Source organism: Companilactobacillus bobalius, assembly GCF_002179915.1.
Classification (GTDB): domain Bacteria; phylum Bacillota; class Bacilli; order Lactobacillales; family Lactobacillaceae; genus Companilactobacillus; species Companilactobacillus bobalius.
The window spans coordinates 226248-252110 of sequence record NZ_MYFM01000005.1 but is presented as its reverse complement, the minus strand read 5'-3'; the positions used below and the strand labels follow the sequence as shown (position 1 = coordinate 252110).

General features: G+C 35.1%; 25 protein-coding genes. 8 read left to right on the top strand and 17 right to left on the bottom strand.

From position 1 onward, the window contains the following. The first annotated feature begins 209 nt into the window (after positions 1-209). Positions 210-836 (top strand): LVIS_2131 family protein, encoded by a 627-nt coding sequence (locus LKACC16343_RS09310; protein ID WP_056950836.1) that lies wholly within the window; start codon positions 210-212, stop codon positions 834-836. A gap of 117 nt (positions 837-953) precedes the next feature. On the opposite strand, the gene LKACC16343_RS09305 is transcribed toward LKACC16343_RS09310, so the two are convergent. Then, positions 954-1163: a hypothetical protein gene (locus LKACC16343_RS09305; RefSeq protein WP_025085017.1), complete on the bottom strand. Its 210-nt coding sequence runs from the start codon at positions 1161-1163 to the stop codon at positions 954-956. Positions 1164-1247: 84 nt separating this feature from the next. On the opposite strand from LKACC16343_RS09305, the gene LKACC16343_RS09300 reads away from it, so the two are divergent. The 5 genes from LKACC16343_RS09300 to LKACC16343_RS09280 all read left to right on the top strand — a co-directional run bounded on the left by LKACC16343_RS09300 (position 1248) and on the right by LKACC16343_RS09280 (position 5498). Then, on the top strand, positions 1248-1805 hold the full coding sequence (locus LKACC16343_RS09300) for a guanylate kinase (protein WP_056950838.1): 558 nt from the start codon (positions 1248-1250) through the stop codon (positions 1803-1805). Between the two features lie 216 nt (positions 1806-2021). Then, entirely contained in the window at positions 2022-2741 is a 720-nt protein-coding gene (locus LKACC16343_RS09295; RefSeq protein ID WP_056950840.1) for a C40 family peptidase, read from the top strand. Between the two features lie 188 nt (positions 2742-2929). Beyond that, positions 2930-3757, top strand: coding sequence for a MurR/RpiR family transcriptional regulator (locus tag LKACC16343_RS09290; protein ID WP_056950841.1), 828 nt, complete (start codon positions 2930-2932; stop codon positions 3755-3757). A gap of 98 nt (positions 3758-3855) precedes the next feature. Then, positions 3856-4515, top strand: a complete 660-nt coding sequence (locus LKACC16343_RS09285; RefSeq protein ID WP_056950843.1) for a ribose-5-phosphate isomerase A — start codon at positions 3856-3858, stop codon at positions 4513-4515. Positions 4516-4517: 2 nt separating this feature from the next. After that, positions 4518-5498: a Gfo/Idh/MocA family protein gene (locus LKACC16343_RS09280; protein ID WP_056950845.1), complete on the top strand. Its 981-nt coding sequence runs from the start codon at positions 4518-4520 to the stop codon at positions 5496-5498. Positions 5499-5611: 113 nt separating this feature from the next. Here LKACC16343_RS09280 and LKACC16343_RS09275 read toward each other — a convergent pair whose 3' ends face one another. The 11 genes from LKACC16343_RS09275 to hflX form a co-directional block, all read right to left on the bottom strand. Beyond that, positions 5612-6109, bottom strand: a complete 498-nt coding sequence (locus LKACC16343_RS09275) for a hypothetical protein (RefSeq protein ID WP_056950847.1) — start codon at positions 6107-6109, stop codon at positions 5612-5614. Between the two features lie 65 nt (positions 6110-6174). Further along, positions 6175-7509, bottom strand: a complete 1335-nt coding sequence (locus LKACC16343_RS09270) for a replication-associated recombination protein A (RefSeq protein WP_056950850.1) — start codon at positions 7507-7509, stop codon at positions 6175-6177. A gap of 12 nt (positions 7510-7521) precedes the next feature. Continuing rightward, on the bottom strand, positions 7522-8835 hold the full coding sequence (locus tag LKACC16343_RS09265; protein ID WP_056950852.1) for an MFS transporter: 1314 nt from the start codon (positions 8833-8835) through the stop codon (positions 7522-7524). Positions 8836-8843: 8 nt separating this feature from the next. Continuing rightward, positions 8844-9356 (bottom strand): YagU family protein, encoded by a 513-nt coding sequence (locus LKACC16343_RS09260; RefSeq protein ID WP_025085025.1) that lies wholly within the window; start codon positions 9354-9356, stop codon positions 8844-8846. Positions 9357-10521: 1165 nt separating this feature from the next. After that, on the bottom strand, positions 10522-12402 hold the full coding sequence (locus tag LKACC16343_RS09255) for an elongation factor G (RefSeq protein WP_056950856.1): 1881 nt from the start codon (positions 12400-12402) through the stop codon (positions 10522-10524). 436 nt (positions 12403-12838) lie between these two features. Continuing rightward, positions 12839-13771 (bottom strand): ABC transporter ATP-binding protein, encoded by a 933-nt coding sequence (locus LKACC16343_RS09250; RefSeq protein ID WP_056950858.1) that lies wholly within the window; start codon positions 13769-13771, stop codon positions 12839-12841. Next, positions 13771-14817, bottom strand: a complete 1047-nt coding sequence (locus LKACC16343_RS09245; protein WP_056950860.1) for an ABC transporter ATP-binding protein — start codon at positions 14815-14817, stop codon at positions 13771-13773. The genes LKACC16343_RS09250 and LKACC16343_RS09245 overlap by 1 nt, the downstream gene beginning before the upstream one ends. 16 nt (positions 14818-14833) lie before the next feature. Further along, positions 14834-15859 carry an ABC transporter permease gene (locus LKACC16343_RS09240; RefSeq protein ID WP_025085029.1) on the bottom strand — a complete coding sequence of 342 codons (1026 nt, stop codon included), beginning with the start codon at positions 15857-15859 and terminating at the stop codon, positions 14834-14836. Continuing rightward, positions 15859-16791 (bottom strand): oligopeptide ABC transporter permease, encoded by a 933-nt coding sequence (gene opp3b, locus LKACC16343_RS09235; protein ID WP_025085030.1) that lies wholly within the window; start codon positions 16789-16791, stop codon positions 15859-15861. Before opp3b ends, LKACC16343_RS09240 begins: the two co-directional genes overlap by 1 nt. A gap of 22 nt (positions 16792-16813) precedes the next feature. After that, positions 16814-18448 (bottom strand): peptide ABC transporter substrate-binding protein, encoded by a 1635-nt coding sequence (locus LKACC16343_RS09230; RefSeq protein WP_056950862.1) that lies wholly within the window; start codon positions 18446-18448, stop codon positions 16814-16816. A gap of 139 nt (positions 18449-18587) precedes the next feature. Continuing rightward, positions 18588-19883, bottom strand: coding sequence for a GTPase HflX (gene hflX / locus LKACC16343_RS09225; RefSeq protein ID WP_056950864.1), 1296 nt, complete (start codon positions 19881-19883; stop codon positions 18588-18590). A gap of 244 nt (positions 19884-20127) precedes the next feature. On the opposite strand from hflX, the gene LKACC16343_RS09220 reads away from it, so the two are divergent. Next, on the top strand, positions 20128-20412 hold the full coding sequence (locus tag LKACC16343_RS09220) for a bacteriocin immunity protein (RefSeq protein ID WP_056950865.1): 285 nt from the start codon (positions 20128-20130) through the stop codon (positions 20410-20412). Between the two features lie 552 nt (positions 20413-20964). Here the strand turns inward: LKACC16343_RS09220 and LKACC16343_RS09215 are convergent. Continuing rightward, a complete protein-coding gene (locus tag LKACC16343_RS09215; RefSeq protein ID WP_056950867.1) occupies positions 20965-21165 on the bottom strand; it encodes a hypothetical protein in 201 nt (66 codons plus the stop codon). A gap of 120 nt (positions 21166-21285) precedes the next feature. On the opposite strand from LKACC16343_RS09215, the gene LKACC16343_RS09210 reads away from it, so the two are divergent. After that, entirely contained in the window at positions 21286-21633 is a 348-nt protein-coding gene (locus LKACC16343_RS09210) for a hypothetical protein (protein ID WP_056950869.1), read from the top strand. Positions 21634-21663: 30 nt separating this feature from the next. On the opposite strand, the gene LKACC16343_RS09205 is transcribed toward LKACC16343_RS09210, so the two are convergent. The 4 genes from LKACC16343_RS09205 to LKACC16343_RS09190 form a co-directional block, all read right to left on the bottom strand. Then, the gene (locus LKACC16343_RS09205) at positions 21664-22197 is read right to left on the bottom strand and encodes a hypothetical protein (protein WP_143444232.1); all 534 of its coding nucleotides are present in this window, start codon (positions 22195-22197) and stop codon (positions 21664-21666) included. A gap of 256 nt (positions 22198-22453) precedes the next feature. Next, the gene (locus LKACC16343_RS09200; RefSeq protein WP_056950873.1) at positions 22454-23158 is read right to left on the bottom strand and encodes a response regulator transcription factor; all 705 of its coding nucleotides are present in this window, start codon (positions 23156-23158) and stop codon (positions 22454-22456) included. Positions 23159-23161: 3 nt separating this feature from the next. Further along, entirely contained in the window at positions 23162-24433 is a 1272-nt protein-coding gene (locus LKACC16343_RS09195) for an ATP-binding protein (RefSeq protein ID WP_056950875.1), read from the bottom strand. Beyond that, on the bottom strand, positions 24420-25607 hold the full coding sequence (locus tag LKACC16343_RS09190) for a GHKL domain-containing protein (protein ID WP_234032511.1): 1188 nt from the start codon (positions 25605-25607) through the stop codon (positions 24420-24422). The genes LKACC16343_RS09195 and LKACC16343_RS09190 overlap by 14 nt, the downstream gene beginning before the upstream one ends. Between the last annotated feature and the right edge of the window lie 256 nt (positions 25608-25863).

The window sequence follows — 25863 nt, the reverse complement described above, 5'->3', positions numbered from 1 at the left end:
CAATATATAGTGTTCGATATAACGGCTAATACACGATATAGCGTGGTTATACTGTCATTATAAAAATTCGACAAACGTATGTGCCCACACAATTTCGACCGTTTTGTATCTCAATTTCAAATATTTTTTCGATTCGTGGTAAAATTAGCGTAATGACTATTATAAAGTTATGGAGTGTTTAAGACAATTAATTTAGTTGGGAGAAAACTATGAGTTCTTGGAATTTTGTGGGAATTATTGCATGGATTATTGTAATTGCACTATTAATCTTTGTTGTATTTAATATTAGAAATCGACATTTAAAAATTCTTGTTCAACAAAAGAAGAAAATTACTGGAGTAACAATTTTAACAGATCTATTGGAAATTGTTGTCGTCATATTAGCTGTTAGTGGGATGTTATACACTAGTTTATTTACCAAGGTTGATTTGAACGATAAGGATAATATTGCGGTTAGTTATAAATATAATCCGATGATCGTCCAAACAACGAACGATGGACAAGGTTATTACGTTAAAATTAATAAGCAGGAATCTAGTTCATCAACGGATGTTTATCAATATTGGTTGAATAACTCTAAATATACGGTCTCAAGTCAAAACGCTACTATTTCGGATGCGACATTACCGTTTACTGTTTCCGGATTACGTTTGAATTGGCCAGTTAAAAAGATTAAGAAATTGGATTCTAAGTATCAGGATGCTTATGTCATAACAATGCAAGCTAAGTACAAGAATAACTTCAGAAATGGATTAGGATTAAAAGCTAACCATTTTGCAATGGAGTATCGTGTCTTGAGAGTACCGGCTAGTTCATTTATTAATGTTGAAAAATAAAGAAAACAGTTTGGAATATAATATGATTTTTTTCGTTTAAAACAAATAGGAGCAGGTAATCAAGTACGATTACCTACTCCTATTTTCCTTAATGCTTGGAAATACATATATTTATAATTACTTAGCTTTTTTGATTTTCTTGATGCTTACAACAATCTTGTTGTTTAGTTCAGTTTTATTAGCATTATCTTTAGGATCATTTTTTACAATTTCCATTAAAGCAGAGTGTTCGTAGATTTTTTCAACTTTGCCTTGGAATGGGTAATCCATATCTTCATCAACGGAGCAGTCGTAAACAGTTCCAACCTTTAAATCTTCTATTTTCATATGTAAAATCTCCTCGGATTAATTACTTAACAGACTAGTATATTAATATAGTAGAAGAAATATTTCAAACATAGGGGTTCTATAATGGATAAAAAAATTATTGTAATTACCGGTGCAAGTGGTACCGGCAAGACTACCATTAGCAAATATTTGAAAAATACTTATCGTATACCAAGTGTCATCACTCACACTACTAGATTACCACGTGATGGTGAAAAAAACGGCATAGATTATTATTTTGAAACAGAAGATTCATTCTTTAAAAATCATTATTTGGAAAAAGTCGAATACAGTGGTCATTGGTATGGATCATCGGAAGAAAGTCTCAATAAAACTTGGAAAAAGTACAATACTGCTAGTATTGTTGTGGATACACAGGGAGCTATTTCTTATAAGGAAAGATATGGTGAGAATGCCATTGTGATATTTTTAGAAGTGGATTATGACACCGTTGCTCAACGGTTAAAACTACGTGGAGATGATCACAAGCGTCTGATTTCACGTATAAATAGTGATGAATTCCTCAGAGATTTAAGAATTCCTAAAGAATTAGAGGGAAAATCCTATAAAATTATTAATAATGACATCGAAATCACTAAAAAAAGGGTCGATCAGATAATAAAAAGTGAAAAAGTAAATTAATTTGTTTTTTCACAATGGGGCAATAAATATTGATATATCAATGTTTATCGCCCTATTTTTATGGAATTTTTCAAAGTGTAACATTCTTATACAATTGTTGTAACAGTTCTGCAATATTCGGAGAGTAATATAGTGGTCGTTGAGTGATAAGAAATTAATAAATAATAAAAATTTAAACAATTAAAAAAATATACCAATTCATGGGGGATTTCAATTTTGAATAATAACGTTAAAAAAAGTCTAATTTCATTTACAGCTGCTGCAGCAATGGCAGTTACAGGTTTAGGTCTATCAAACGCTTCTTCAGCTAAGGCTGCAACAACTGTCCAAAATGCTCCTTCAGTTGTACGTACAAAGAACAATTCAGCACTATTCAGCACACCATCTTCAGATTCAAAGATTTCTAACCGTATTCTTGGATCAAACACAAGCTGGCGTGTAGCTAAGGCTGTTGTAGATGACAATGGTACAACATGGTATCTTGTAGGTAACAACGAATGGTTAAGTGGTGCTGATGTAACAACTGCTAGTCAAGCAACTACAGAAGCTGCTGCAACAACTGCTACTACTACACAAGCAACTGCTGCTAACGTTATTAGTACAGCTAAGAAGTATTTAGGAACACCTTACGTATGGGGTGGTAAGACACCAAGTGGTTTTGACTGCTCAGGTTTCACATCATATGTTTACAACCAAGCAACAGGTAAGAACATTGGTTCATACACAGTAGCTCAAGAAAGTGCCGGTACACAAGAAGCTGTTTCTCAAGCATCAGCCGGAGACCTTCTATTCTGGGGTGGCAAAGGTTCAAGTTATCACGTAGCTATCTACTTAGGTAACAACCAATACATCGCCGCACCTCAACCTGGTGAATCTGTAAAGATCTCATCAATCTCAAGTTACTTCATGCCTTCATTCGCTGTTAAGGTTCTATAATACATAGCATATTCAAGATTAAAATCGTTCATGAGGAAATCATCCGTAGGGATGGTTTTTTTTTATACCATCGTAATTCAAAAAAGATTTCAGGTCCTATAATATTTATAAGCATCATGATGGTCTGTGTATTGACAGAATCTTTTTGTTTTAAATTTGATAAAATACAATTAGAGGTATTAATAATTATGAAGAATATAATTGATGTCATATATAATAAGCTGCCACATATGTCAGTCACAGATAAAAAAATTGCACAAGTTATTTTAAAGAAGCCCCAAGATGTGGTTGACTATACAATTTCTCAGTTAGCTATTGAGGCTGAGGTAAGCGAAGCCTCTGTTTCAAGATTCTGTAAAAACTTAGGTATTGACGGATTTCATCAATTAAAAACTCGTTTGGCCCAGGTTTCTGATGATAGTAACGTATCATTTACTGTTGATGACGATATTCAGGCATCACTTAAAAATATTGCTGAAAAGAAGGATTCGGAAATCAGTAATACTTTGAAGAACTTGTCAACTGATAAAATGGCTGCTGCCTTATCAATAATTAAAAATGCTCGTTTAATTCAGGTAGTAGCCGAAGGAAACACTTATCCAGTAGCGATAGATACAGTTTACAAATTTAATCAAATTGGATTGCTGGCAATGAGTGATGCAGCCTTTGAAACTTCAATTGCGCAAACACTAAATATGTCGCTCGAAGATATTTTGCTGGTTATATCAAATTCAGGTGAATCTAAGTCATTAATAAAGCAGATAGACGTGGCTCAAAAACGGGGTATCAAAGTTCTTGCCATAACTAACCGTTCCGATTCTCCTATTGCCCAAAGAGCAGATTTACATCTAAAAACATATGTACGTGAACAAATATTTCAGTCTGAGTATTATTTCTCAAGAATAGCAGCGTCAACTATGATCGAGGCTATTTTTTTATTATTGATTGGTCAGGATAAGGGAACATTAGATAAAATTGCTCGACATGAGGAATTAATATCAGATCGTAAAATTTAATATCTTGCTTGACAGGGTATTTTTTTTATTTTATTATGAAAATTAATTTCAAGAATACTAACATCATGAAAATATATTTCTGATAAGGAGCCCAAAAAATGGAGAAATTAATTGAAAAGGCGTCAAGAATGATTGAACCAAATATGATCGTCAGTTTTGGTGGGGGTAGAACGGTAAGTCGATTGATAAAATCGATTGATACTTCCAAAATTTCGGTGGCTAGTCCTTCAGAACAGACACGTAATCTTTGTCAGTCTTTAAATATTCCCGTCATTCCATTGGAACAAATTAAACAATTTGATTTAGCATTTGACGGCTGTGATAGTTTGGATAGTCAATTAAATGTTTTAAAAAGTAATGGCGGTATTCATACCTTTGAGCGATTGTATGCCAATCTGGCAAAACGCTATATAATTATGGCTCCACAGGCTCGGTACACAGAGAAATTGAATCCCCAAGTACAATTAACCTTAGAGGTTTTGGATATGGCAATACCACAAGTGCTTGATGAGGTTTCCATACTAGGTGGAAATGCTGAAACTAGGCAATCTCAGGATCTGGCTGGGATGGTTCGAACACCAAATGGTAATGGATTAGTAGATTGTCATTTTGATGACTGGGAAAATATTGACTTAATTAATTCTAAATTGTCGCAAATGACAGGTGTATTGGGAACGTCTTATTTTAAGAATATTGTAACGGATGCACTTTTAGCAACAGATGATGATGTAAAACATATCAAGAAAGAAGATTTATAGCTATGAAAAAATATAATTGGGGAATGATTGGAACTGGTTGGATTGCTCACGAAATGGCAGATGCTTTAAACGCCGTTAATGGAGAAATATACGGGGCCTCTAATATGAACGCCGAAAAAATGGCTAAATTTGCCCAAGAGAAGGGGATTCAACATCAATACAGCAACCCAACGGATATGATTAATGATCCTAATATTGATGTTATTTATATTGCAACACCACACACATTCCATTATCAATATATTAAAGAAGCATTGAATGCAGGGAAACATGTCTTCTGTGAGAAGGCTATTACAGTTAATGCAAATGAATTTGATGAAGTTCAGGCCTTGGCTAAAAAGAAAAATCTTATTTTAATAGAAGGATTTACGTTATTACATATGCCACTTTATCAACAAGTTAAACAATTGATTTCTGATGGTAAAATTGGTCAAGTAAAATTAGTGCAAGTTAATTTTGGTAGTTTGAAAGATTACGATCCTAAAAATCGTTTCTTCAATAAAGAGTTAGCTGGTGGGGCATTACTAGATATAGGTGGATATGCTACGGCATTTGCTAGAAGTTTTTTGAGTAAGCAACCGACAAATATTTTAACTACAGTAAAATATTTTGAAACAGGTGTTGATGAGCAATCAGGAATTATCTTGAAAAATGATGATGAACAGATGGCTGTTATGGCCTTGTCAATGCGTGCTAAACAGCCAAAACGAGGAGTGATCTCTGGAACAAAAGGATATATTGAGATTAGTAATTATCCTCGTGCAACTGAGGCAGACATTACTTATACGGCTGATGCTCATACGCAAACAACTGACAAAATTGTTGTTGGTAACGATGACAAGGCACTTCAATATGAAGTTGCGGATATGCAGAAGTATATTAATAATGGTCACGATGATGGACAATTAGCTTTATCGCATGATGTAGCTCACATCTTAAACGATGTTAGAAATGATTGGGGAATGAAGTATCCCTTTGAATAGGTAAAAAATCAGTTTCATTTAACTTGAAAACCAGTCTTATTGTTTGTTTCAAATAATTCATAAATCTAAAACAGCATCCATTTAGAATTCTAAATGGATGCTGTTTTAGATTTTTAATAGTGTATGTTTTGAATCCACTCATTTGGTCCAACTTTACAATATGAGATTCCACGGGGAAGTTGAATTCTCTCATCACTAGCCCATGTACCGGCTGCTAATCGGTGTCCTGTATAAGTGAATTCATAAGTTTTGCGGTTAAATTTCCAAATATTGTGACCTGTAGAAATTGTAATGGGGCGATTGATATCTTTATTTATTAAAGCGACATCGTCAGTACTGACCCATTCATTAGTTGCGACTCGATAATAGTGATCGTTACCAGAGTCTTTTCCAATTTTATCGGTCAACCAATCTGTTTTAGCTTTAAGCTTAGGTTTCTTTATTCGAGTGAAGTCATAGGTAAAATCATCTTTTTGATCACTTCTGGAAACCATTGTTGTCTTTTTAAACGTATGGACAAAACTAACAGCTTTAACTTCGGTTGTATTTTGAAAAGAAAATATTCCGACTATTGCCAAACATAAAATAAATAATAAATTATGTCGCTTCATTTTATGAAACCCCTCAATCCTAAATTAAGACCCCATTCTATCACTAAATGTAAAAGAAGAACATGTTACTTAGTATCGTGTTCTTGATGCCATTGTTCGATATATTCTAGGCGTTGCTTAAAGAGACGTTCTTTACCTTGTTCAGTTGGTCGGTAGTATGTGCTATTTTCAACTTCTTTGGGAACGGTTTTCATGGTTGTTAACTTGTCAGCATAATCATGAGTTAATTGATAATCCCTTCCATAACCAAGATTCTTCATAAGTTTCGTAGGAGCGTTTCTGACTTGAAGAGGTACAGGAAGATTACCATACTTCTTAACGTCTTTCTGAGCTCTTAATAAAGCTTGATAAGTGGCATTAGACTTAGGAGCGACGGAAAGATAAATTACAGTCTCAACTAAATGAACATTGCATTCAGGCATACCAAGAAATTGGCAAGCTTGGAAGGCATTGATTGCGACATTTAAAGCATTAGTATCGGCTAATCCGATATCTTCACTGGCAAAACGAACTAGTCGTCTGGCTATGTAGAGAGGATCTTCGCCACCTTCAAGCATACGAGTGACCCAATAGATAGCTGAGTCGGTATCACTGTTACGCATTGATTTATGCAGGGCTGAGATGATGTTGTAATGTTCTTCACCATTTTTATCATAGCGTAGAGATTTAGTATTGAGTAATTGACGAATATCTTCCAGGTCTACTTTGGCAATCTTATCATGAACCGTTGAATTGATAACGGCCATTTCTAGGGTATTCAAAGCTACTCGAGCATCACCGTTAGCGTAATTACCAATCAATTCTAAAGTGTCATCGTCAATTTCAACTTTTAATTTTGGAAAAGCTTTAGAATTAGCGAGAGTTTTTTTCAAGAGATCGACTAAATCATCTTTAGTTAAAGACTTTAAGACGAAAACTTTACATCTCGATAGTAACGCAGAGTTGATTTCAAAGGATGGGTTTTCAGTTGTGGCACCAATCAAAGTGATGCTGCCTTTTTCGACGAAAGGTAAGAAAGCATCTTGTTGAGCTTTGTTGAAACGATGAATTTCATCAATAAAAACAATAGTCTTTTGACCCATTTCTCGATTCATTTCAGCTTCCTTCATAACCTTTTTAATGTCATTGATACCACTAGTAACAGCACTAAAAGTAATGAAATTAGCCTTTGTCTTCTTGGCAATAATTTCAGCTAGAGTAGTTTTACCCACCCCAGGAGGTCCCCAGAAAATCAATGAGGGAATCTTATCTTGATCGATGATTTCTTTAAGAATTTTGCCATCACCGATTAAATGTTGTTGACCGACAAAACCCTCTAGTGTTGTTGGGCGAACCCGATTAGCTAGAGGGCTATTGTTGTCATTGCTTTTGTTAGTAGCGAAGAGTGATTCCTGTTGCATTTTTTACCTTCTTTATTTAATAGCTTGCTGAATTTTTTTCTCATTATATCCGAGTAAAATCAGAAACATGATTATGTACAAGCCCAGTGGAATCAAAGCGTAATTCAAATTAATGGCGGAAATGGTACTGGCACTTTGGGTTTTATTGGAAACGTAGCCTGAAATTTGAAGTGATTCGGCAGTAATTAATCCACCAAGTCCTAATCCTAAATTAACACCGAAGTCATCGGTTGAAGCTAATACACCTTCGGCTTGAATTCCCATTGAAGTACCATAACGGATCGTGTCCGCAATCATGATTGAAACTAGACCGATAATGAAACCTCCGCCGATTCCGTTGACGAAGATACCACTGAAGATCAGAGCTAAATTCTTTGAATAAGCACCAAAAGTGATAATTATTTGTCCAATAAAGGCAATGATAATACCTAGTAACATCGTTTTTTTCTTACCTAATTTGACAGAAACAAAATAGATAGCGACGACACCAATCAAAGCCGTCAACGTGAAACTATTGGCAATGGAAACTAAATTTTCATCGTGAAGAACGTATTTGAAATAGTAAATAGTTGTCTGATTCTTAATGGAAGTAGTTAACCAATAAAGAAAAATGACAATTGAGATAACTATCCATGGCCGATTCTGTTTAAGCATTTTCCAAACTTTAGAAACTGGTTGATGATTAATACTGTCATCAGTATAACGCTCACGAACATGGAAGAATGTGTTCAGAATTAAAGCTAAGGAAATAATCCCAAAGAGGATAATTGTTCCCAAAAAGCCTTTTTGTTGGTCACCTTTACCAAAGAAGTTAACTAAAGGAATGGTAAAGACGGCTACGATAATTTGAACGGAACTACCAGAGAATTGTCTGATAACACCTAATAAGGTTGTTTCCTGCTCATTATCAGTCATGGTAGGCAAGATGGAAGTAATTGGTAAATTAACAGCTGTATAAAAGAATCCTAATCCTAAATAGGTTATATAGGCCCAGATTAATTTTCCTGAATGTGGTAGAAAATTAGGTGTGACGAAAGTTAGGATTGCAAAGATGACATAAGGGAAGGAATACCATAGAAAGAAAGGTCGACTCTTACCCCAACGAGAGTGAGTATTGTCGATCATAATTCCGATAATCAGACTTTCAAAGACGTCAGCTGCTCTGGCTACGACGAAAAGAATGGCAACTTCACTAGCTGTCAATCCGAAAACGTCAGTATAAAAGAAGAGTAGATAGGTAGTCATCATTTGAAAAACTAGATTATCAGCGGCATCACTTAGGCCATAACTGATTCTTTCAGTTAATGAGGTGTTCCATTTATTCAAAGGAAACCTTATTTCTGTGCAGTTAAGCGACGGTAGAGTTCACGGCCGACAATATCGTTTGTCCACATCCAAGCAATGTGACCGAGTGCTTCAGAGATATGTTCTTCAGTAGGTTGATCCTTAGGACTTGGAACGGTCTTCATCATAGGCATGATTCCAATATGGAAGGCAACCCAAATGGCTAATCCAAAGATAGCTCCGGAACCTTTTCTGATGAATGGTTTATATTCTGCCAAAACTTCATAAATGATGGCAAATGATGTTGAGAAACCAAAATGCATCATAAAGCTTGCCCAAGGCATTTGATGACCAGAATATGTATAAGTTCCACGAGTGATTTTTTTAGGAATGCCCATTTGTTCCATTAAAGTTTGTGGAGGGTTCACAGCGTCACGTTCAGCTGTACGTGGTGGCAAAACATTCTCCCAACCTAATTTAACAAATCCAGAAACTATTCCAGCGGCTGTTCCGGCAATGACAGCGGCCTTCAAATTAGCTTTTTGTTCTTTATTCAAGTGCATATTTAATACCCCACTTCTATCATTATTTTAATTTTAGTATAAATCAGAGTGGGGACTAATTCAGGTAATTGGTCTTGCTGTAGAGGAAGAAAATTGACAATATGGAGTTTTAGACCCCTTTGGTCATAAATTCTTCACATATTGTTATAAATTAATTCGTAATTTGGAAACCGTATATTCATAAATTCCCGTTATTATTTAAGCATAGTCAAATAACAAAGAGGTGACCGGATGAACAAACAATCCTTTTAGAATTAATCCTTTTTTAAATATACTTATTGAAAACATAAAATGAATAGAAATAAACCCCTTAAAACTTATATACAAAATTAAAACCCTTATAAACTCAAGTAATATATCTTCCCCCCCTAAAAGATATATCTCAAGATAAAAATTTGAAAGAAGTGACCGGATGAAATTGGAAGCTGAGAGCTGTATTAATTAGATGATGAATTTTAGATTACTCACTTAACAAATAGAATAATCCCCTTATATATTAATTAAACCCTATTTTTTTAAAAGTTTAATCCCCTTATAAACACAAATGAAAAACTTTATTTATCTCCCCCCTTAAGATAAAAAGTTGAAAATAAGATATTTATCCTACATATAAATATCGTAAATAAAAAGTCTGCTATATTGGCAGACTTTTTTGATGTTCTTAAAATTTGTTTTTGGAGGTGGGGATGTGCTTAGATTGCCGTCCTCCGCAACAATAAAATTTGGCTGGAACGCCATGGGTCGACTTGAAGCTAATTATTTCACACTTCGTGCAAAATAATGGATCTTCAAGCTCGACCTTTCCCTAAGCAATAAATTGCTAAGGGAATCTCATGGCTGAGCCAATTTTATTGTTGCTCCGGACTAAATCCTACTTTGTTAATTAGTTATTAATTGGATTATGTAGAGTTAGAAAATCTCAAATAGCGTGGTTGATAGTATTTAATTACAGCTAAATTAGATAAGAATTATAAGACAGAACTACTATTTTAAAAATTTAGAAAAAAGGTAACCAATAGATCCGTTTATTAATCTGGAGTAAAAGTTGAAAATGCGGTCTCCAAGCCATGCCTACAGCGTTCCACTAGTATTTTCAACTTTTGTGGAAGATGGAATTTTTAATCAAACTTTCAAAAGAACCATTAGATCGGTTGTGAAGAATAATTTATTCATCCTTTTCCAAGTTTGCTAAAGGATAGGTATAGGGTAGGTGAGCGGTTTGTGGTACTTGATCCCAAGCGACTGGATAACCTGCTCCGTGAGCACAAAAGACTGAATCGGGTGTGTTTTCCAAATCGGAGACTGGTTGATATTGTGCTTCTTTTATAATTTCATCAGCATTGTGACAAGGGCGGTAACCGAGTACGATACACTCTAATTGTCCCTGACCATGTGTGTATGCTCGAACTTGTTTGCTATAACCTTGCATTTGGGATACTGGAGCAATTCCTGTTAAAACATTGGTTTGATTGTTGGTTACTTCTGGAGTGTCAAAGGTTCCGTTCATTTTTTGTATGTCATTCATGGCACGACCGACTTGATCTTGTTCGACTTCTAGTCGAAATTGATACCATGGTTCTAATAACTGACAGCCGTCATACTGTTTGAGCATCATCAATCCTTGTCGGACAGCTCTCCAAGTTGCTTCACGGAAATCGCCACCAACGGAATGGACATTGCTAGCACGGCCACTGATGAGGGTAATTTTCATATCGGTAATTGGGGCACCAATTAAAACGCCGAGATGTTCTTTGGCTCCTAGGTTGGATAAAACTTGATGTTGCCAATTACGTCCTAAAGTATCGAGGTTACATTGTGAATCGAAAGTTAAACCACTGCCAGGTTTAGCTGGCTCCATTAATAGATGGACTTCGGCATAATGACGAAGCGGCTCAAAGTGGCCGATACCTTCAACTTTTTTGGTAATGGTTTCTCTGTAAAGGATACTGCCTTCACTAAATGCGACGTTTAAATTAAATCTTTGTAAAAGTAATTGTTGAAGCACTTCTAATTGGACTTCACCCATTATTTGTACACGGATTTCCTCTAGTTGGTTAGACCAAGTGACATGCAATTGTGGATCTTCATCTTCTAGTTGTCTTAAAGCAGTTAGACAAGTATGTAAATCGTTGTCTTTAGGATCGACGGTATAGGTTAAGACAGGTTGAATTGTAGGATCACTAGCATTTTTTTCTTTGTCCAAACCTTGACCAGGATAAGTATTTGTTAAACCAGTCACTGCACAAATTTCACCGGCAGGAACTTCTTGTTGTAATTCAAACTTGGCTCCGTTGTAGATGCGGACTTGATTAGATTTTTGATCTTCAAACAAAATATCTTTGTTATGTAAAACTCCGCCGGTCACTTTGATCCAAGTTAAACGTTCATCATTTTCATCATGTGAGATTTTAAAGACCTTGGCTCCAAAATCAGTATCATATTTAGCCTCAGTAGTCCAGGTTTCAAAGCCTTGAAGAAGTTCATCAATTCCGGAAATCTTCAAAGCCGATCCGAAGTAACAAGGAAAAATTTGACGTTTTTGAATCATTTGACGAATAGTATCGTCTGATAGTTCGTTAGAAAAGGCAATGCAACCGGGAGAAAGCTTGTTTTGTAAGTCTTCAAGTACTTGAGCTTGATCAACTCCGGCAGCATCAATTTTATTAATAAAAATAAAGGTTGGGATATGGTAGTTTTGCAACAAGTTCCAAAGTGTTTTGGTGTAGCCTTGGACGCCGTCTGTAGCGGAAACTACCAAAATAGCATAATCTAAAACACTCAAAACTTGTTCAGTTTGGGATGCAAAGTCGACGTGTCCGGGAGTATCCAAGAGGGTCAACTTCAAATTTTCGTATTGTAAATTGGCTTGATGGGAGAAGATAGTGATGCCGCGTTTCTTTTCTAAGTCGTCGGAATCCAAAAAAGCATCGCCGTTGTCAACACGACCTAATTTACGTAATTGGCCAGTCTTATAAAGTAAAGCCTCGGAAAGGGTAGTCTTGCCGGCATCAACGTGTGCCACGATTCCAGTTACGATATGTTTCATATGATAAATCTCCTCTCAAAAAGAACTTATTATATATTTTACTATCACTTTTGTCTAAAAAAGACGGTTCGTCAAATTTTCTTCACAATTACTTATCATTTATTTCGTAATTTACTAATCATATATTCATAAATTCCCGTTATTATTTAAGCATAGTCAAAAGCAAAGAGGTGATCGATGATTATAAAAACTTCTCCACGAAATACTAAATTACTTAAATGAAAAATTAAACTATAAAATAAATAATCTTTTTAAACTCTAATCTCCCCTAAAAATAGATATATCTCCTCCCCAAAGATATAGAATTTTACAAACTTAAACAGAAAGAAGAAATTGTTATGAAAAAGACAAATACAAAAAGAGCTCGCCTTATGGCAAGCTCTTTTCTTTGTGTAAATAACATGAATTGGATTTGTAGGATCTGATTTGTCAGATGTTATTTATTACTTTTGAAACTAGCAGCTTTTTCATCGTTGCAGTATAAGAAGTGTCCGGGAAGTACTTCTTGTAGTCTTTGATCGTCTTCAAATGGACGTTTGTGATCGAAATCGATTCTAGTTCTCTTAGTTTCAATTTCAGGATCAGGAACGGGGATAGCTGAAAGCAAACTCTGTGTATAAGGATGAAGTGGATTGTTGTAAATTTCATCTGAGTTAGCTAATTCAACGATCTTACCACGATACATAACGGCGATACGGTCGGAAATGTATTTAACCATTGAAAGATCATGGGCGATGAATAGGTAAGTTAAACCTTGTTTCTTTTGAATATCTTGCATCAAGTTAACAACTTGAGCTTGGATAGACACATCAAGGGCTGAAATGGGTTCATCAGCGATGATGAATTGAGGGTCAACAGCTAAGGCTCTAGCAATACCGATACGTTGTCTTTGTCCACCAGAGAATTCGTAAGGGTAACGAGTCATATGTTCAGGGTTCAAGTTAACCATGTCGAGTAATTCACGGACACGTTTGTCACGTTCGTCGTCATTTTTAACTAAGTGGTGAACATCAAGTCCTTCAGCGATGATATCTTTAACTTTCATTCTAGGATTCAATGAAGCATAAGGATCTTGGAAAATCATCTGCATTTCACGACGGAATTCCTTCATCTTAGAACCATGACTCTTAATTTTACTAATGTCTTGGCCATTGAAATAAATATGACCATCAGTTGGATTATAAAGTCTGATGATACTACGACCAGTAGTACTCTTACCAGAACCAGATTCACCAACTAAACCGAAGGTTTCACCTTTATAAATGTCAAAGGAAACATCATCAACGGCCTTAACCATGTTAGGTTTACCAATGTTAAAATACTGTTTTAAATTTTTTACGGATACAATTACTTGTCTTTCGTCAGCCATTATTTCACATTGCCTCCTAACTTCTTAAATTTTTCAAAACGATTAAGGATACTTGCTGGTGGTGTTACCTTTGGAGCATTTGGATGAAGTAGCCATGTTGCGGCGTAATGGTGCTTAGAAACTTTGAAGAATGGTGGTTGTTGCTCTTCATCAATTTCCATAGCGTAAGCATTACGAGGTGCAAAGGCGTCACCCTTTGGTGGGTTCAAAAGGTTTGGTGGTGTACCAGGAATAGAGTTCAAACGATCTGATTCGTTGGTATCTAGTGTTGGCATTGAATCTAGTAGACCCCAAGTATAAGGATGTTGAGGGTTGTAGAAGATGTCGTTGACTGAACCAAATTCAACCAAACGTCCGGCATACATAACTGCTACACGATCAGCGATACCAGCCACAACACCTAAGTCATGGGTGATAAAGATGATTGAAGTACCAATCTTTTGTTGTAATTCTTTTAATAAATCAATGATTTGAGCTTGAACAGTAACGTCAAGGGCTGTTGTTGGTTCATCGGCGATTAGAATTTCTGGGTAATCAACGATGGCAATAGCGATAACGATACGTTGTCTTTGACCACCTGAAAATTGGTGAGGGTAGTCATTCATTCTAGCTTTAGGATTAGGAATACCTACTAAACGTAGAACTTCTTCAGCACGCTTGAGAGCGTCTTTCTTAGAAACGTTATTGTGAATCAATAATGGTTCCGCAACTTGCTTACCGATTGTCATAGTGGGGTCAAGCGATGTCATAGGGTCTTGGAAGATCATGGAAATCTTATTTCCACGAAGTTTATCCATTTCCTTATCAGTTTTTTGTAAGAGATCGTCTCCATGATAGAGCACTTCTCCCTTTGAGATTGTTCCGTTCTTAGCTAGTAATTGTAGAATTGAACGAACTGTGATGGACTTACCAGAACCAGATTCACCAACGATTGCTAAGGTTTCACCGGCGTTTAAATGGAAGCTAACACCACGGATAGCATGAACGACACCATTATAGGTATCGAAATCAACATGCAAATCTTTTACTTCTAAAATTTTATCCATTGTGATTTCTCCTTAGTTAGTTTTCTGATGATTGTGGGTCAAAGGCATCACGTAGACCATCACCTAGAAGGTTTGTGGCAATCATGATAACACTCAAGATAATAGCTGGAGCCCACATTTGATATGGTAAGAATCTAAAGGCTTTTTGACCATCTGATAGAAGGGTACCTAATGAAGCGTTTGGAGCAGGAATACCAATACCAATGAAACTTAGGAAAGCTTCGAAGAAGATGGCATTTGGAATAGTGAACATTGTTTGAATAATAATTGTTGATGAAAGATTAGGAATTAGATGCTTTGTAGCAATCTTCATTGAAGGTTCGCCTAAAGTTCTAGCAGCTAAAATATATTCTTGTTCTTTCAATTGGAAGGTTTGCGCCCGGACCAGACGAGCCATCGTGACCCATCCAGTAATGGCAATCGCAATAACGATTGATGTCAAACCTGGTTTTAGGATGATCATCATTAAGATAACAACAATCAAGTTAGGAATAGATGAAACAATTTCAACGATACGTTGCATGAATGTATCAGTTTTGCCACCTTTCCAACCAGAAACGATACCGTAAGGTACACCGATTAGAAGGTCAACTAGAGTAGCAAGTACAGCAACGACTAATGAAAGTCTTGTACCATAGATAATTCTTGATAGAAGGTCACGTCCAAGGTAATCAGTACCTAGAATGTAGAAGGTACCTTTAGGAGCATCAGCTTGTTTATAAGCATCAACCATGTGTCCACCCATATTTTGATAACCATTCATACCAGGGATATTTAGGTTACCCAACTTAGGAGGCAAGTTAGACATTGTAACTTGTTGTGCATTTGGATTATGTGGGGCAATGATTGGAGCCAAGATTGAAATAACGACGATGATTGAGATCAGCGCTAAACAAACAACGGCTACTTTATCTTTGAACAAACGACGACGAACATCCTGCATGTATGTAAGTGAAGGAGTACCAATTTTTTCTTGGTCTTTATTATTTTCGTCGTGAATTAATCTGAATTTTTCCTTAGGAATTTGAGGAATCTGTTCCATTATTCTTTACCTCCGTTTCCTAGTCTGATTCTTGGATCGATGAGACCGTAAAGGATATCAACGATTAAGTAAACTATGATTAACAAGAATGAATAGAAGATTGTAAGCCCCATGATTGTAGGGTAGTCATTTGTAGTAATTGATTTAACGAATTGTTCACCGATACCAGGAATTGAGAAGATATTCTCAACAACCATGGAACCAGTCATAACTGAAACGGCCATAGGTCCAATAATAGTAACAACTGGGATCAATGAGTTACGAAGCGCATGCTTAGCAACAACACCCCAACTTGAATTACCTTTTGACTTAGCCAATTCAATGTAATCACTACTCATAACATCCACCATTTCGGTTCTCATAAATCGAGCAACAGTACCTAATGGTAAGGCCGATAGAGCAAGTGTTGGTAGGATACTTGATTGGAAGTTATCCCAAAGAGCAACTGGGTAGATCTTCCATTTGTAGGCTAGGTAGAACTGAAGTAAAACAGCTAAAACGAAAGATGGAATTGATAGACCAAGGATTGAAATGAATGTTGCAAGTGTATCAACCCATGTGTTTTTACGAATAGCAGCGAGGGCACCTAGAAGGATACCACCGATAGTACCAACGACCATAGCTTGAGCACCAATTTGCATTGATGGAGCAAGTCTTTGGCCGATTAATGCTGTAACAGGTTCGTTATTGAATTGGAAAGAAGTACCAAGATTACCTTGTAATAATCCCCCAATGTAACGAATATATTGAACAAATACTGATTGATCCAATCCATATTGGGCTTTAACGATCTTCAGTTGCTCCGCAGACATACGGTTTTGGTTGGAAAACGGAGTACCAGGAAGCATCTTCATCATGAAGAAAGTTATCGTCGCAATAATGAAAAGGGTCAAGAATAAATAAAGAATTCTTTTGAGAATATATTTAGCCATTATTTAATCTCCCTCAACATAATTATTTTTTGTAGGCTGTAACTAGATTATAACTACCATTTGGTGTGATTTGGTAACCCTTAACGTTACTTCTAGTTAAGTTAGCTTGATATGATTGGTACAAAGGAATAGCGCCTTGTTCATCAGTTAAGATCTTAGTTGCTTGTAAGAGATCTTGCCATCTAGCTTCTTCATTTGTAGCATCGGTAGTCTTAGATTTATTAATCAAAGCATCATATTGAGCATTTGAGTACTTACCGTTGTTTTGAACGTTACCAGTTGTAAAGATATCTAGGAATGTAACAGGATCTGGGTAATCGGCGTTCCAACCAGTAACAACAATATCGAAGTTACCAGATGTTGATTTATCTAGACGAGACTTAAATGGTACGTTTGATAAAGTAATCTTGATACCTGGCAAATTCTTTTCCATTTCTCCTTGAAGGTATTCGTTTTGTTTCTTGGAATTATCTGTATCGTCACCTAGGAGAGTGAAGCTAAGATTCTTTTGACCAGTTTCTTTGATTCCTTCCTTCCAAAGCTTTGTAGCTTCTTTAGGATTGTATTCTGTGTATTGATTTGATGATTGAAGCATTTTTTCTTTAGTGAAATCAACTTTAGTTGTTGGATTGTATGACATGCCGACAGGAACAATAGTATGTTCGATACCACCAGTCTTACCAAGAACGTTGTTAGTTAATTGTTCACGGTTGATTGACATTGAGATAGCTTGTCTGATCTTGGCATTTCTGAAGAATTTGTATTTCTTTTGGTTCAATTCAAGATAGAAGTTAGCTGTTTGTTTATCCATTGAGAAAGTCTTGTAACTGGATACTTGACGAGCTGTATCTCCACCAAGTTTTTCGTAACGGTTGATTCTGTTAGCATCGTAAAGGTTTAAACCAGTATTGGCATCCTTAACAACGTAATACTTCAAAGTCTTTAATTTAACAGACTTAGCGTTCCAGTACTTGTTGTTCTTAACTTCAGTCCAACTGTTTTTAGAAACATTCCAGTTAACTAATTTGAAAGGTCCATTGAAGACCATTCCAGTACTGCTCAAACCATATTGTTTGCCAGCTTTTTCAACTGCAGGTTTGTATTGAGGGTAGAAGGTTGAACTAGCCATCAAAGTATTAAAGTATGGAATAGCATTTTCCAAAGTTACTTCAAGTTTATATTTACCCAAAGCTTTAATACCTAAAGTATTTACAGGCTTCTTACCGGCATTGATCTTGTCAGCATTTTTGATACCGGAATAAATATAAGCGTATTGTGAAGCAGTTTTTGGATCAACGGTTCTTCTCCAAGCATAGACAAAGTCATTAGCTGTAACAGGTTTGCCGTTTGACCATTGTGTATGTCTTAAATCGAAAGTATAAGTCTTACCACCATTAGTTGGTTTAACAACTTTCTTGGCAATGGCTGGTTTCAAATCTTTACCATCGTATCGATAAAGACCTTCCATTGTGTTTGTTAAGTGTTGAGCACCAATAGCATCAGTGTTCATAGATGAATCCATAGTTGCAATAACATCTCCGGAGTTAATTGCAAGTGTATTTTTACTGTCTTTTTCAGTAGCGGAACCACAACCGCTTAGAACTAATACGAATAGAAATATCGGTAACAATGCAAGTAAATACTTCTTAGATTTCATTGTTTGACCTCCCCAAAATTATTATTCTTAGAATGTACTAATGAACATTAAAAACAAATCGCCCTTAATTAGAAAAATTCTAATGTTTTATAAAATAATAATACATTATGTATAAAAATGCAAAAAAAAATAGAGCCATCTATTTGTTAGATGACTCCATTTCGATGTAATTATTAAATCTTTCTAATTCTTCAGGGCTTAGATTGGCGGTAATTAAAGATCCGGCGTTGGTAAACTCTTTTTTAGTTACTTGAGAATTTCTTAAAATTTCTTCAGTAACTTTTTGTTTGTCATAAGGAATTAGAAGAGTTGCTTCTTTGTAATTAGCGAAAATCTTTTGTTTGATCAATTGAATTAGAGTTTCAATTGACTTGCTATCGAGAGCGGAATAATAAATATTGTCGCCCTCAATAGAAGGAAATTGTTGGTCAGGTTTAAGATCAGCTTTGTTGAATGCATAAATCATTGGTTTATCGACCACACCAACTTCTTTCAAAGTCTTTTCGGTAACCTCAAGCATGTTCTTCCAATGTGCATCACTAATATCGATGACCTGGATCAAGATATCAGCATCCTGAGCTTCTTTTAGGGTTGTCTTGAATGATTCAACCAAGTTATGTGGTAACTTGCTGACAAAGCCAACAGTGTCGGATAACAAGAAACTAGTGTTATCAGCTAAATCGATTCGGCGAACACTAGTATCAAGTGTTGCGAAGAGCATATTCTTTTCAAAAACCTTACGGTCGTCAGAATCTTCCTTGTTAAAATTCAATAGGCCATTCATAGTAGTCGACTTACCAGCATTGGTGTAACCAACTAGAGAAACTAAAGGTAAGGATGTATTAGTACGACGTCTGCTTTGAACGTTAACAGTCTTATCAACTGTCTTCAATTCGTTACGCAAAGCCGTGATTCGTTTACGAATAACTCGACGATCAAGTTCTAGCTTTGATTCACCAGCACCACGGTTGGCTAAACCACCAGAAGCGGATTGTTGATCCAATGGATTACCTGATGGATGAATTCTAGGGAGTTGATATTGTAATTTGGCAATCTCAACTTGAAGTTTGGCCTGTTTAGTTTGAGCACGATTAGAGAAGACTTGAAGAATCAATTCAGTTCGATCCATGAAACTCAATTTAGTTTCTTTTTCCAAGTTTCTGATTTGTGAAGGGGTTAATTCGTCATTTAAAACGATAATTTGAACATCATCCGCATTGGCAATTTCTTTGATCTCAGTAACCTTGCCAGAACCAAAGTAAGTTGCACCGCTGACAGAGTCAGATTTTTGAGTAATCGTATCAGCGACTTCCATGTTGTTAGCTTCAACTAATGAAGCAAGTTCTTGCATTGTGTACTCGAAGTCAGGCTGTAGGTGACTAACTCCCGCCACAATAACGCGTGTTTTTTCGTATGTTAATTTAGATTCAGTCATAAATCCTCCTGGTGGCACTATTTACCCCAGGGATAATAATGCCTTTTTATTATTTGTGTGAAATGATATCTGTTCTTAAGCGCATGATTTCAATACATCCTTTCAATAAACTGTCTAAATAATAACATGTAAGTCCATTTCACGCTATATAATAGGTAGAAAACGATTACTTAATTAAAATATGAATTAGAAATTGACTACTTAGAGTATAATTACAAATATATTTGTATAGGGGAGATTAATTATGAACGATAAGACTGAGGAATTAATGAAGTTAGTTGATGCAGCTGCTCAGGAAGATGTTGTTAAGGCGGACGAAGATCTTTATGCTGCAATGGTTAAAGCTTATAAAGATTTGAGTGAGGACAAGAATATTGTAAGTGTCAGTGGCAAGTTGAGTAGTCAAGTTAATCGTTATTTATTAACACATCAATACAAAGCACCTAAGTCAGTTGTTGAATTGGGACAAAAGTTACAAAAACCTATCGCTGATCGTTGGGGTCATGTTAATCCAACTAATTTGGGTTAGTGGTTTTGAAGTGGGATGTGCTTAAAATTGCCGTCTTCCGCAAAAGTTGAAAATGCTGGTGGAACGCTGTGGGCTCGGCTTGAAGCTAATTATTTTACACTTCGTGCAAAATAATGGATCTCCAAGTCCGGCCTCATTGTAAGTGGCAGAGCCACTAACAATGATTTCACAGCTGACCGCATTTTCAACTTTTGCTCCAGACTGGTAAACTGCGCTATTCATTATTTTGTTCTTAACTAAATATTTGAAATAAAAATAACAGTACCTGTTTAGAATAAGCGCATGTCTTGCGTTTCTAAATGGATACTGTTTTTAATTTCTGAATTATTTGAAATAAGTAATAAAAGATACTATCTAGTCGGGAGCGACAGCTTTGTGGATGCTCAATGCTGAGATTTTTCTTAACGATTTATCGTTTAGAAAAAGGCTGGACTTGGAGACAATTGTGATTTTCAATTGGCTTCAAGCCATGCCCAGCATGTTCCAGCATCCACAAAGCCGAGTGGACGACGGAATTTTACACTAACTATAATTGAGAAAGAGCCTGAAATTCTATAGTCGTAAATCGTTTTTTTTCTTAGGCTTGGGTTTACGGAAGAATCCCATTAGGAAACATATAATAGCTGAAATAATAAAAATAGCATCAATGAGGCCCCAGATTTGTTTGGTGGAGTGATCAATAAAAATAATTCCGACAACTAATAGGATAACGCCGTACCAAAAATTCATCGTTTTGTAAAATTGTTTATTCATTAAATATTCTCCTGAACCGTAATTAAGGTATACTTTAAATTATACACCATCGGGTAATAGTAAATTTTGGTATCTATTGAAGTAAAAATCGGTTATATTAATTGGTGGGTGAGTAAATAAATGGATCATTCAAAACAAAGATTATTGCTTTCATTGTTGGTTGAATTTAGTAATTCTTTTTCTAAACAGATCAATGAGTCAGCGATTAACCAAAAAATGGAACATTATATCAAGGATACCGTTCAGGAATTTGTTGAAAAACAATATCGTGGGACTATTTTTGATAAAGAATTCAAACAAATGATTGAAGAGGTTAATGATGCCAGAGATAATGAGCATCTAGTATTCAATTACTATACTGAAAAACTTTGGAAGGAGATATCTCAATTGTCACAAAAGACAACTAGTTTCTCTAACGCTTATTCAATTATTGATATTCTAGGAAAAAATAAAGATGCCTTCTTTTAATTTAAAGAAGACATCTTTTTTTGATTAATTCTAATAACCTAAACTAACGTTGTGATTAGCTTTATTAACAATTTTTACTGAATTGAGACTGTCGAGAAATTTATTCAATTTTTCGATGGTTTCTTTTGGATTGTAGACAAAGTCTCTTGAATAATCGAGGTTGATTTTTTGACCATTTTTCAAAACTACATCTAAGCTGTTTTGGCTTTTAGCAATGGCGATAGAACTAGAGAATAGTCCTAGAGCTCCAGAAAAAGGAACTGCCATTGGTGTAGTGGCCTGTTTTAAATCGCCATTAACAGTGATTGATTGAATGTCCTTAACGGAAAATGATTTTAAAGGGCTTGATAGAGGCAATAGCATCATTAAGAGAACATTGTCAGGATTATTAACATCGTTGTATTTAATGGTTCCGTCGTTAACTTGCCAATAGTTGAATAATACTGATGAAGCTCTCCAATAGTGTCCCAAGAACACTAATAGAAAGAATGCTGTTCCAAAAATAAAACCGATACTACCTGATGAAAAGATATCACTAAACATGAATCCTATTACTAAACCCATTATAAGACTTACAATAAGAGGTCTGAAACTAACTTTTTTCCCGAATTTCAACATAATAAACATTCCCTTCAAAATACTTTAAATGGCCTGAATATATGACTAAAACTTTGGTACTTTTGATAGCTTAAATATACATCTTTATTATAATACAAATAAAAAAATATCATGAACAACCGTTAATTTATTCTTGAATAAAAAATATTAAATTAAAAATTTAAAGGGTTTCTTTGATGAGGCTCTTGAGTTTGCGAGATTTTCAAATCGAAAATTTTCTGGTTTCACCATTAGAAAAACCAATTTCTCTATTAGCAAAGTTGATGTGGTGAATGTTTTCAGGATTAATGAGACAAGAACGACTGATTTTAAAGAGAAAATCATACTTGTTCTCTAGGTCAGCTAATTTTCCATAAAATTCAAATTTACCATTAGTTGAAAAAATATTGAGTCGATGAGGAATGTCAGAAGCCTCTACAAAAATAACTTCGGATTTGTCTAAATTGTAGACTTGTGTGCCGACTTCAAAAGAGAAACCTCGTTTTTGGACAGTTCTAGTTTCATCAATTAACTGTTGGGCATAAGTTAAAGTGTCGTAGATTTCCTGACGAAAATTCTCCAGTGGCTGATCCTTTTCGATGAAGTCTATTGCGGCAACTTTTCGTTTTAAAGTTAAAGGTGCCAGTTCATCGTGGGTGGTGACAAAAATAATTTTTGCTTGAACATCAACTTTGCGAATCTCTTCAGCCAATTGGATACCATCAATTTTATTCTGTAAGTCGATATCTAAGAAATAGATACCACTTTGAGGTTCTTCTTTCTCAAGATAAGTGAGAACATCGTTGGGATTGTTGGCGGTTAATTCGATTTTGAATAAGTCACTGTGAAAAAGGATATAGTTTTTAATCAAAGTATGAAGTTGTTCAAGTTGAGCAGCATCGTCTTCACAAACAATTATTGGATACATAAGTTAATCCTCCTTGGTGATTAAAATAATATTGAAACGGAACCATTTTTGGCTTTGGTTAGATTGGATGAATAAATTAGAATATTTTTTTCGAAGTGTCCTGATGTGTAATCTATCAAAGTGCTTTTTCTCTTCTGTTGCTGTATTAGGCTGATTGGCAATGGAATTATAAATTAGAAAAGCCAATTGTTGGCCTTCTTGGTTAATACTGAGGTAGATCTCACCGTTATCTTGTTTTTGTGTGAAGTAGATAGCATTATCAATAGCGGTGTCGAGTAGATTGATAAAATCAAAGATGTTGATAGGTAAGTCGTCTAGGTCTTGATTGCAAGTAAAGTGGCAGGCAATATTTTTTTGATTGATAGTGTTGATTTTACTGATCAAGAGACTCTTCAAATAGGAATTGTGAACATTTTTAATATCTTGAAATAGATCCATCGACAGATTATCCAAATAACCATCAGAGTAATTTTCCAATTTGTCTAAAGCTTGATTCATCGCTATGTTATCTTGTTCATCAACAACAGTTTTTAAGCTGAATAGCAAATTTTTATAATCGTGTTTAAAATGACGTAATTTTAATTGGTCACTTTCCAGTCGGTCAGTATAAATTTTGAGATTTTTAACTTGTTCTTCAGCAAATTTATCCTGGTAGGCCTTGCGATTTCGTAGTCTTCGATAAAGGAAAATCATGATGACGAAAATGGATTGGATAATGATGAATAATAGAGTTCCTAAAATGAAATAAGGGTAGTTTTTAAAACTTTGAACGAGAATTAAAATAGTAAAAAAGATTAGATAAACGTACCCTAAAATGATGGTTGTAAGTGGTGTCTTCTTATCTAAACGCTTATTTATATTGAATAAATTGTAAATTAGAATAAAAATAATTGAAATGACGATGATTGATAGATAAATGATAGTTAATTGAGGAAAAGAATTGGCATCTAAATTATCAACAGTAACCAGAATGGCGAAGATAGTCCCAGCTACAAAAATAGCTATGACTTTAACTGCTGCGGTGATAATGAAGACATTGAGCAAGTAATAGTCAATATCTTTAGATTTGCGAAGGTAGAAGTAAGTGAATATATCCAGTGGCGGCTTAGCAAAGGGAAGCAAACTTTCTATAATTGTGAAACCGATAATGAAACTAGGATAGAGAATTAACTTTTTCTTATTAGAAAGGCGATTTTGATAGAGATTACTGAAAAGAAAGAAGAAAAGAAACCAGTTGGAGAAGATGGTGAAAATTCGTGGACTAATAATTGACATGTGCATCACCTCCTAAATCAAGTAGTGTGATGTTGAGATTGAACCAGTCATTATTTTTCCGATATTGAACGAACAGATTGGGATACTTCTTTTTAATATCTTGAACGTTGACCATTCCTAGACCGGAGTGGTTCTTTTTGGTGGTGAAACCCTCTTGCATCATAGTTTGAATTTTAGTTTCGGAGTGAATCGTGTTGTTGATTAAGAAGGATAACTGTTGTTTTTCTTTAACGATAGCGATTTGAATCTGAGCACCGGTTTGTCCTTTAGTAGCCTCGATGGCGTTATCGATTGAAATACCTAAAAGTCGAACGAGGTCAAAAATATTAATATCAACCTCCTCAATGGTATTGCGACATTCAAAGTGACATTTGATATTATCCTGATGAATCAGGGTTAATTTACTGATAAAAAGACTCTTCAAATAGGGATTTTGCACGTTGTTTAGATCCTTGAATAATTGCATTGAAAGATTGTCGAAGTAACCGTCAGAGTACACTTCTAGTTTTTCTAAAGCTTGTTTCATTGCGGTATAATCACCATCACTGGCAACAGATCGAAGTGTTGCGATACCATCTTTGTAACTGTGTTCGAATTCACGAAGATGAAGATGATCTTTTTCAAGTTGGTCGGTATACATTTTTAAATTTTTTAGTTGTTCCTTCGTTAATTCTCTTTTGTACGCCAGTTGTTGCGTTTGACTAGCTTTACCAAAGAGAAGCGCGATAAAAACACATTGAATAATAATGAATGCGAAAACACCGATAGTTAAATCGGAATAGGCCTTATTTTCTTGAATAAAATGCATAAATACGTAAATTGCTATAAATACGTAAATTGCTATAAATAGATAAATTAATAAAAAACTGAGAAGCGATGAATGATCAATCTGCCATTTTTCTTCAATATCAAAACGTTTATAAAGAAAGATGAATACTACTGCGGTAATAAATTTGATTGAAAAGCTGGCGACTACAAAGAGCAGTATGCCTGAAATTGCATGAGTGGAGATCTTATCTGCAATTATTGTATCGGCTAAGGTTTCATAAATTAAACGTATTAGGGATGATAATAGAAGGGGATTTATTAGAGTTAAATTCCATTTTTTATGATGCCAGAGAACTAGATAGACAAAGAAAAACGTGATTAGATATGAATAATCTTTCAAAAGCATTTCTGACAAAAATGACACTAAAATGAATGCCAGTAAATAATATTTTTTAAAATGAAATAGTGAATAGAAAACACTATAAAAAATAAGCCATGCCAATAATTTTCCTATAGTGTAGATTATTGTCCCCACCTGTAATACACCCCTTTATATCGATATATTAATTATTGCATAATATTTAAAGGAACAATTTTTTTGTCGCGAAACGCACGAAATTCATTCATGAATCAAAACTCCCCAATTCAGGATATTGTTCACA

Bases quoted from the DNA above. Each gene is read 5' to 3' on its own strand.
- LKACC16343_RS09310 (WP_056950836.1), top strand. From the start codon at position 210: ATGAGTTCTTGGAATTTTGTGGGAATTATTGCATGGATTATTGTAATT.
- LKACC16343_RS09305 (WP_025085017.1), bottom strand. From the start codon at position 1,163: ATGAAAATAGAAGATTTAAAGGTTGGAACTGTTTACGACTGCTCCGTT.
- LKACC16343_RS09300 (WP_056950838.1), top strand. From the start codon at position 1,248: ATGGATAAAAAAATTATTGTAATTACCGGTGCAAGTGGTACCGGCAAG.
- LKACC16343_RS09290 (WP_056950841.1), top strand. From the start codon at position 2,930: ATGAAGAATATAATTGATGTCATATATAATAAGCTGCCACATATGTCA.
- LKACC16343_RS09285 (WP_056950843.1), top strand. From the start codon at position 3,856: ATGGAGAAATTAATTGAAAAGGCGTCAAGAATGATTGAACCAAATATG.
- LKACC16343_RS09280 (WP_056950845.1), top strand. From the start codon at position 4,518: ATGAAAAAATATAATTGGGGAATGATTGGAACTGGTTGGATTGCTCAC.
- LKACC16343_RS09275 (WP_056950847.1), bottom strand. From the start codon at position 6,109: ATGAAGCGACATAATTTATTATTTATTTTATGTTTGGCAATAGTCGGA.
- LKACC16343_RS09270 (WP_056950850.1), bottom strand. From the start codon at position 7,509: ATGCAACAGGAATCACTCTTCGCTACTAACAAAAGCAATGACAACAAT.
- LKACC16343_RS09260 (WP_025085025.1), bottom strand. From the start codon at position 9,356: ATGCACTTGAATAAAGAACAAAAAGCTAATTTGAAGGCCGCTGTCATT.
- LKACC16343_RS09255 (WP_056950856.1), bottom strand. From the start codon at position 12,402: ATGAAACATATCGTAACTGGAATCGTGGCACACGTTGATGCCGGCAAG.
- LKACC16343_RS09250 (WP_056950858.1), bottom strand. From the start codon at position 13,771: ATGGCTGACGAAAGACAAGTAATTGTATCCGTAAAAAATTTAAAACAG.
- LKACC16343_RS09245 (WP_056950860.1), bottom strand. From the start codon at position 14,817: ATGGATAAAATTTTAGAAGTAAAAGATTTGCATGTTGATTTCGATACC.
- LKACC16343_RS09240 (WP_025085029.1), bottom strand. From the start codon at position 15,859: ATGGAACAGATTCCTCAAATTCCTAAGGAAAAATTCAGATTAATTCAC.
- opp3b (WP_025085030.1), bottom strand. From the start codon at position 16,791: ATGGCTAAATATATTCTCAAAAGAATTCTTTATTTATTCTTGACCCTT.
- LKACC16343_RS09230 (WP_056950862.1), bottom strand. From the start codon at position 18,448: ATGAAATCTAAGAAGTATTTACTTGCATTGTTACCGATATTTCTATTC.
- hflX (WP_056950864.1), bottom strand. From the start codon at position 19,883: ATGACTGAATCTAAATTAACATACGAAAAAACACGCGTTATTGTGGCG.
- LKACC16343_RS09220 (WP_056950865.1), top strand. From the start codon at position 20,128: ATGAACGATAAGACTGAGGAATTAATGAAGTTAGTTGATGCAGCTGCT.
- LKACC16343_RS09215 (WP_056950867.1), bottom strand. From the start codon at position 21,165: ATGAATAAACAATTTTACAAAACGATGAATTTTTGGTACGGCGTTATC.
- LKACC16343_RS09210 (WP_056950869.1), top strand. From the start codon at position 21,286: ATGGATCATTCAAAACAAAGATTATTGCTTTCATTGTTGGTTGAATTT.
- LKACC16343_RS09205 (WP_143444232.1), bottom strand. From the start codon at position 22,197: ATGGGTTTAGTAATAGGATTCATGTTTAGTGATATCTTTTCATCAGGT.
- LKACC16343_RS09200 (WP_056950873.1), bottom strand. From the start codon at position 23,158: ATGTATCCAATAATTGTTTGTGAAGACGATGCTGCTCAACTTGAACAA.
- LKACC16343_RS09195 (WP_056950875.1), bottom strand. From the start codon at position 24,433: ATGTCAATTATTAGTCCACGAATTTTCACCATCTTCTCCAACTGGTTT.
- LKACC16343_RS09190 (WP_234032511.1), bottom strand. From the start codon at position 25,607: ATGCTTTTGAAAGATTATTCATATCTAATCACGTTTTTCTTTGTCTAT.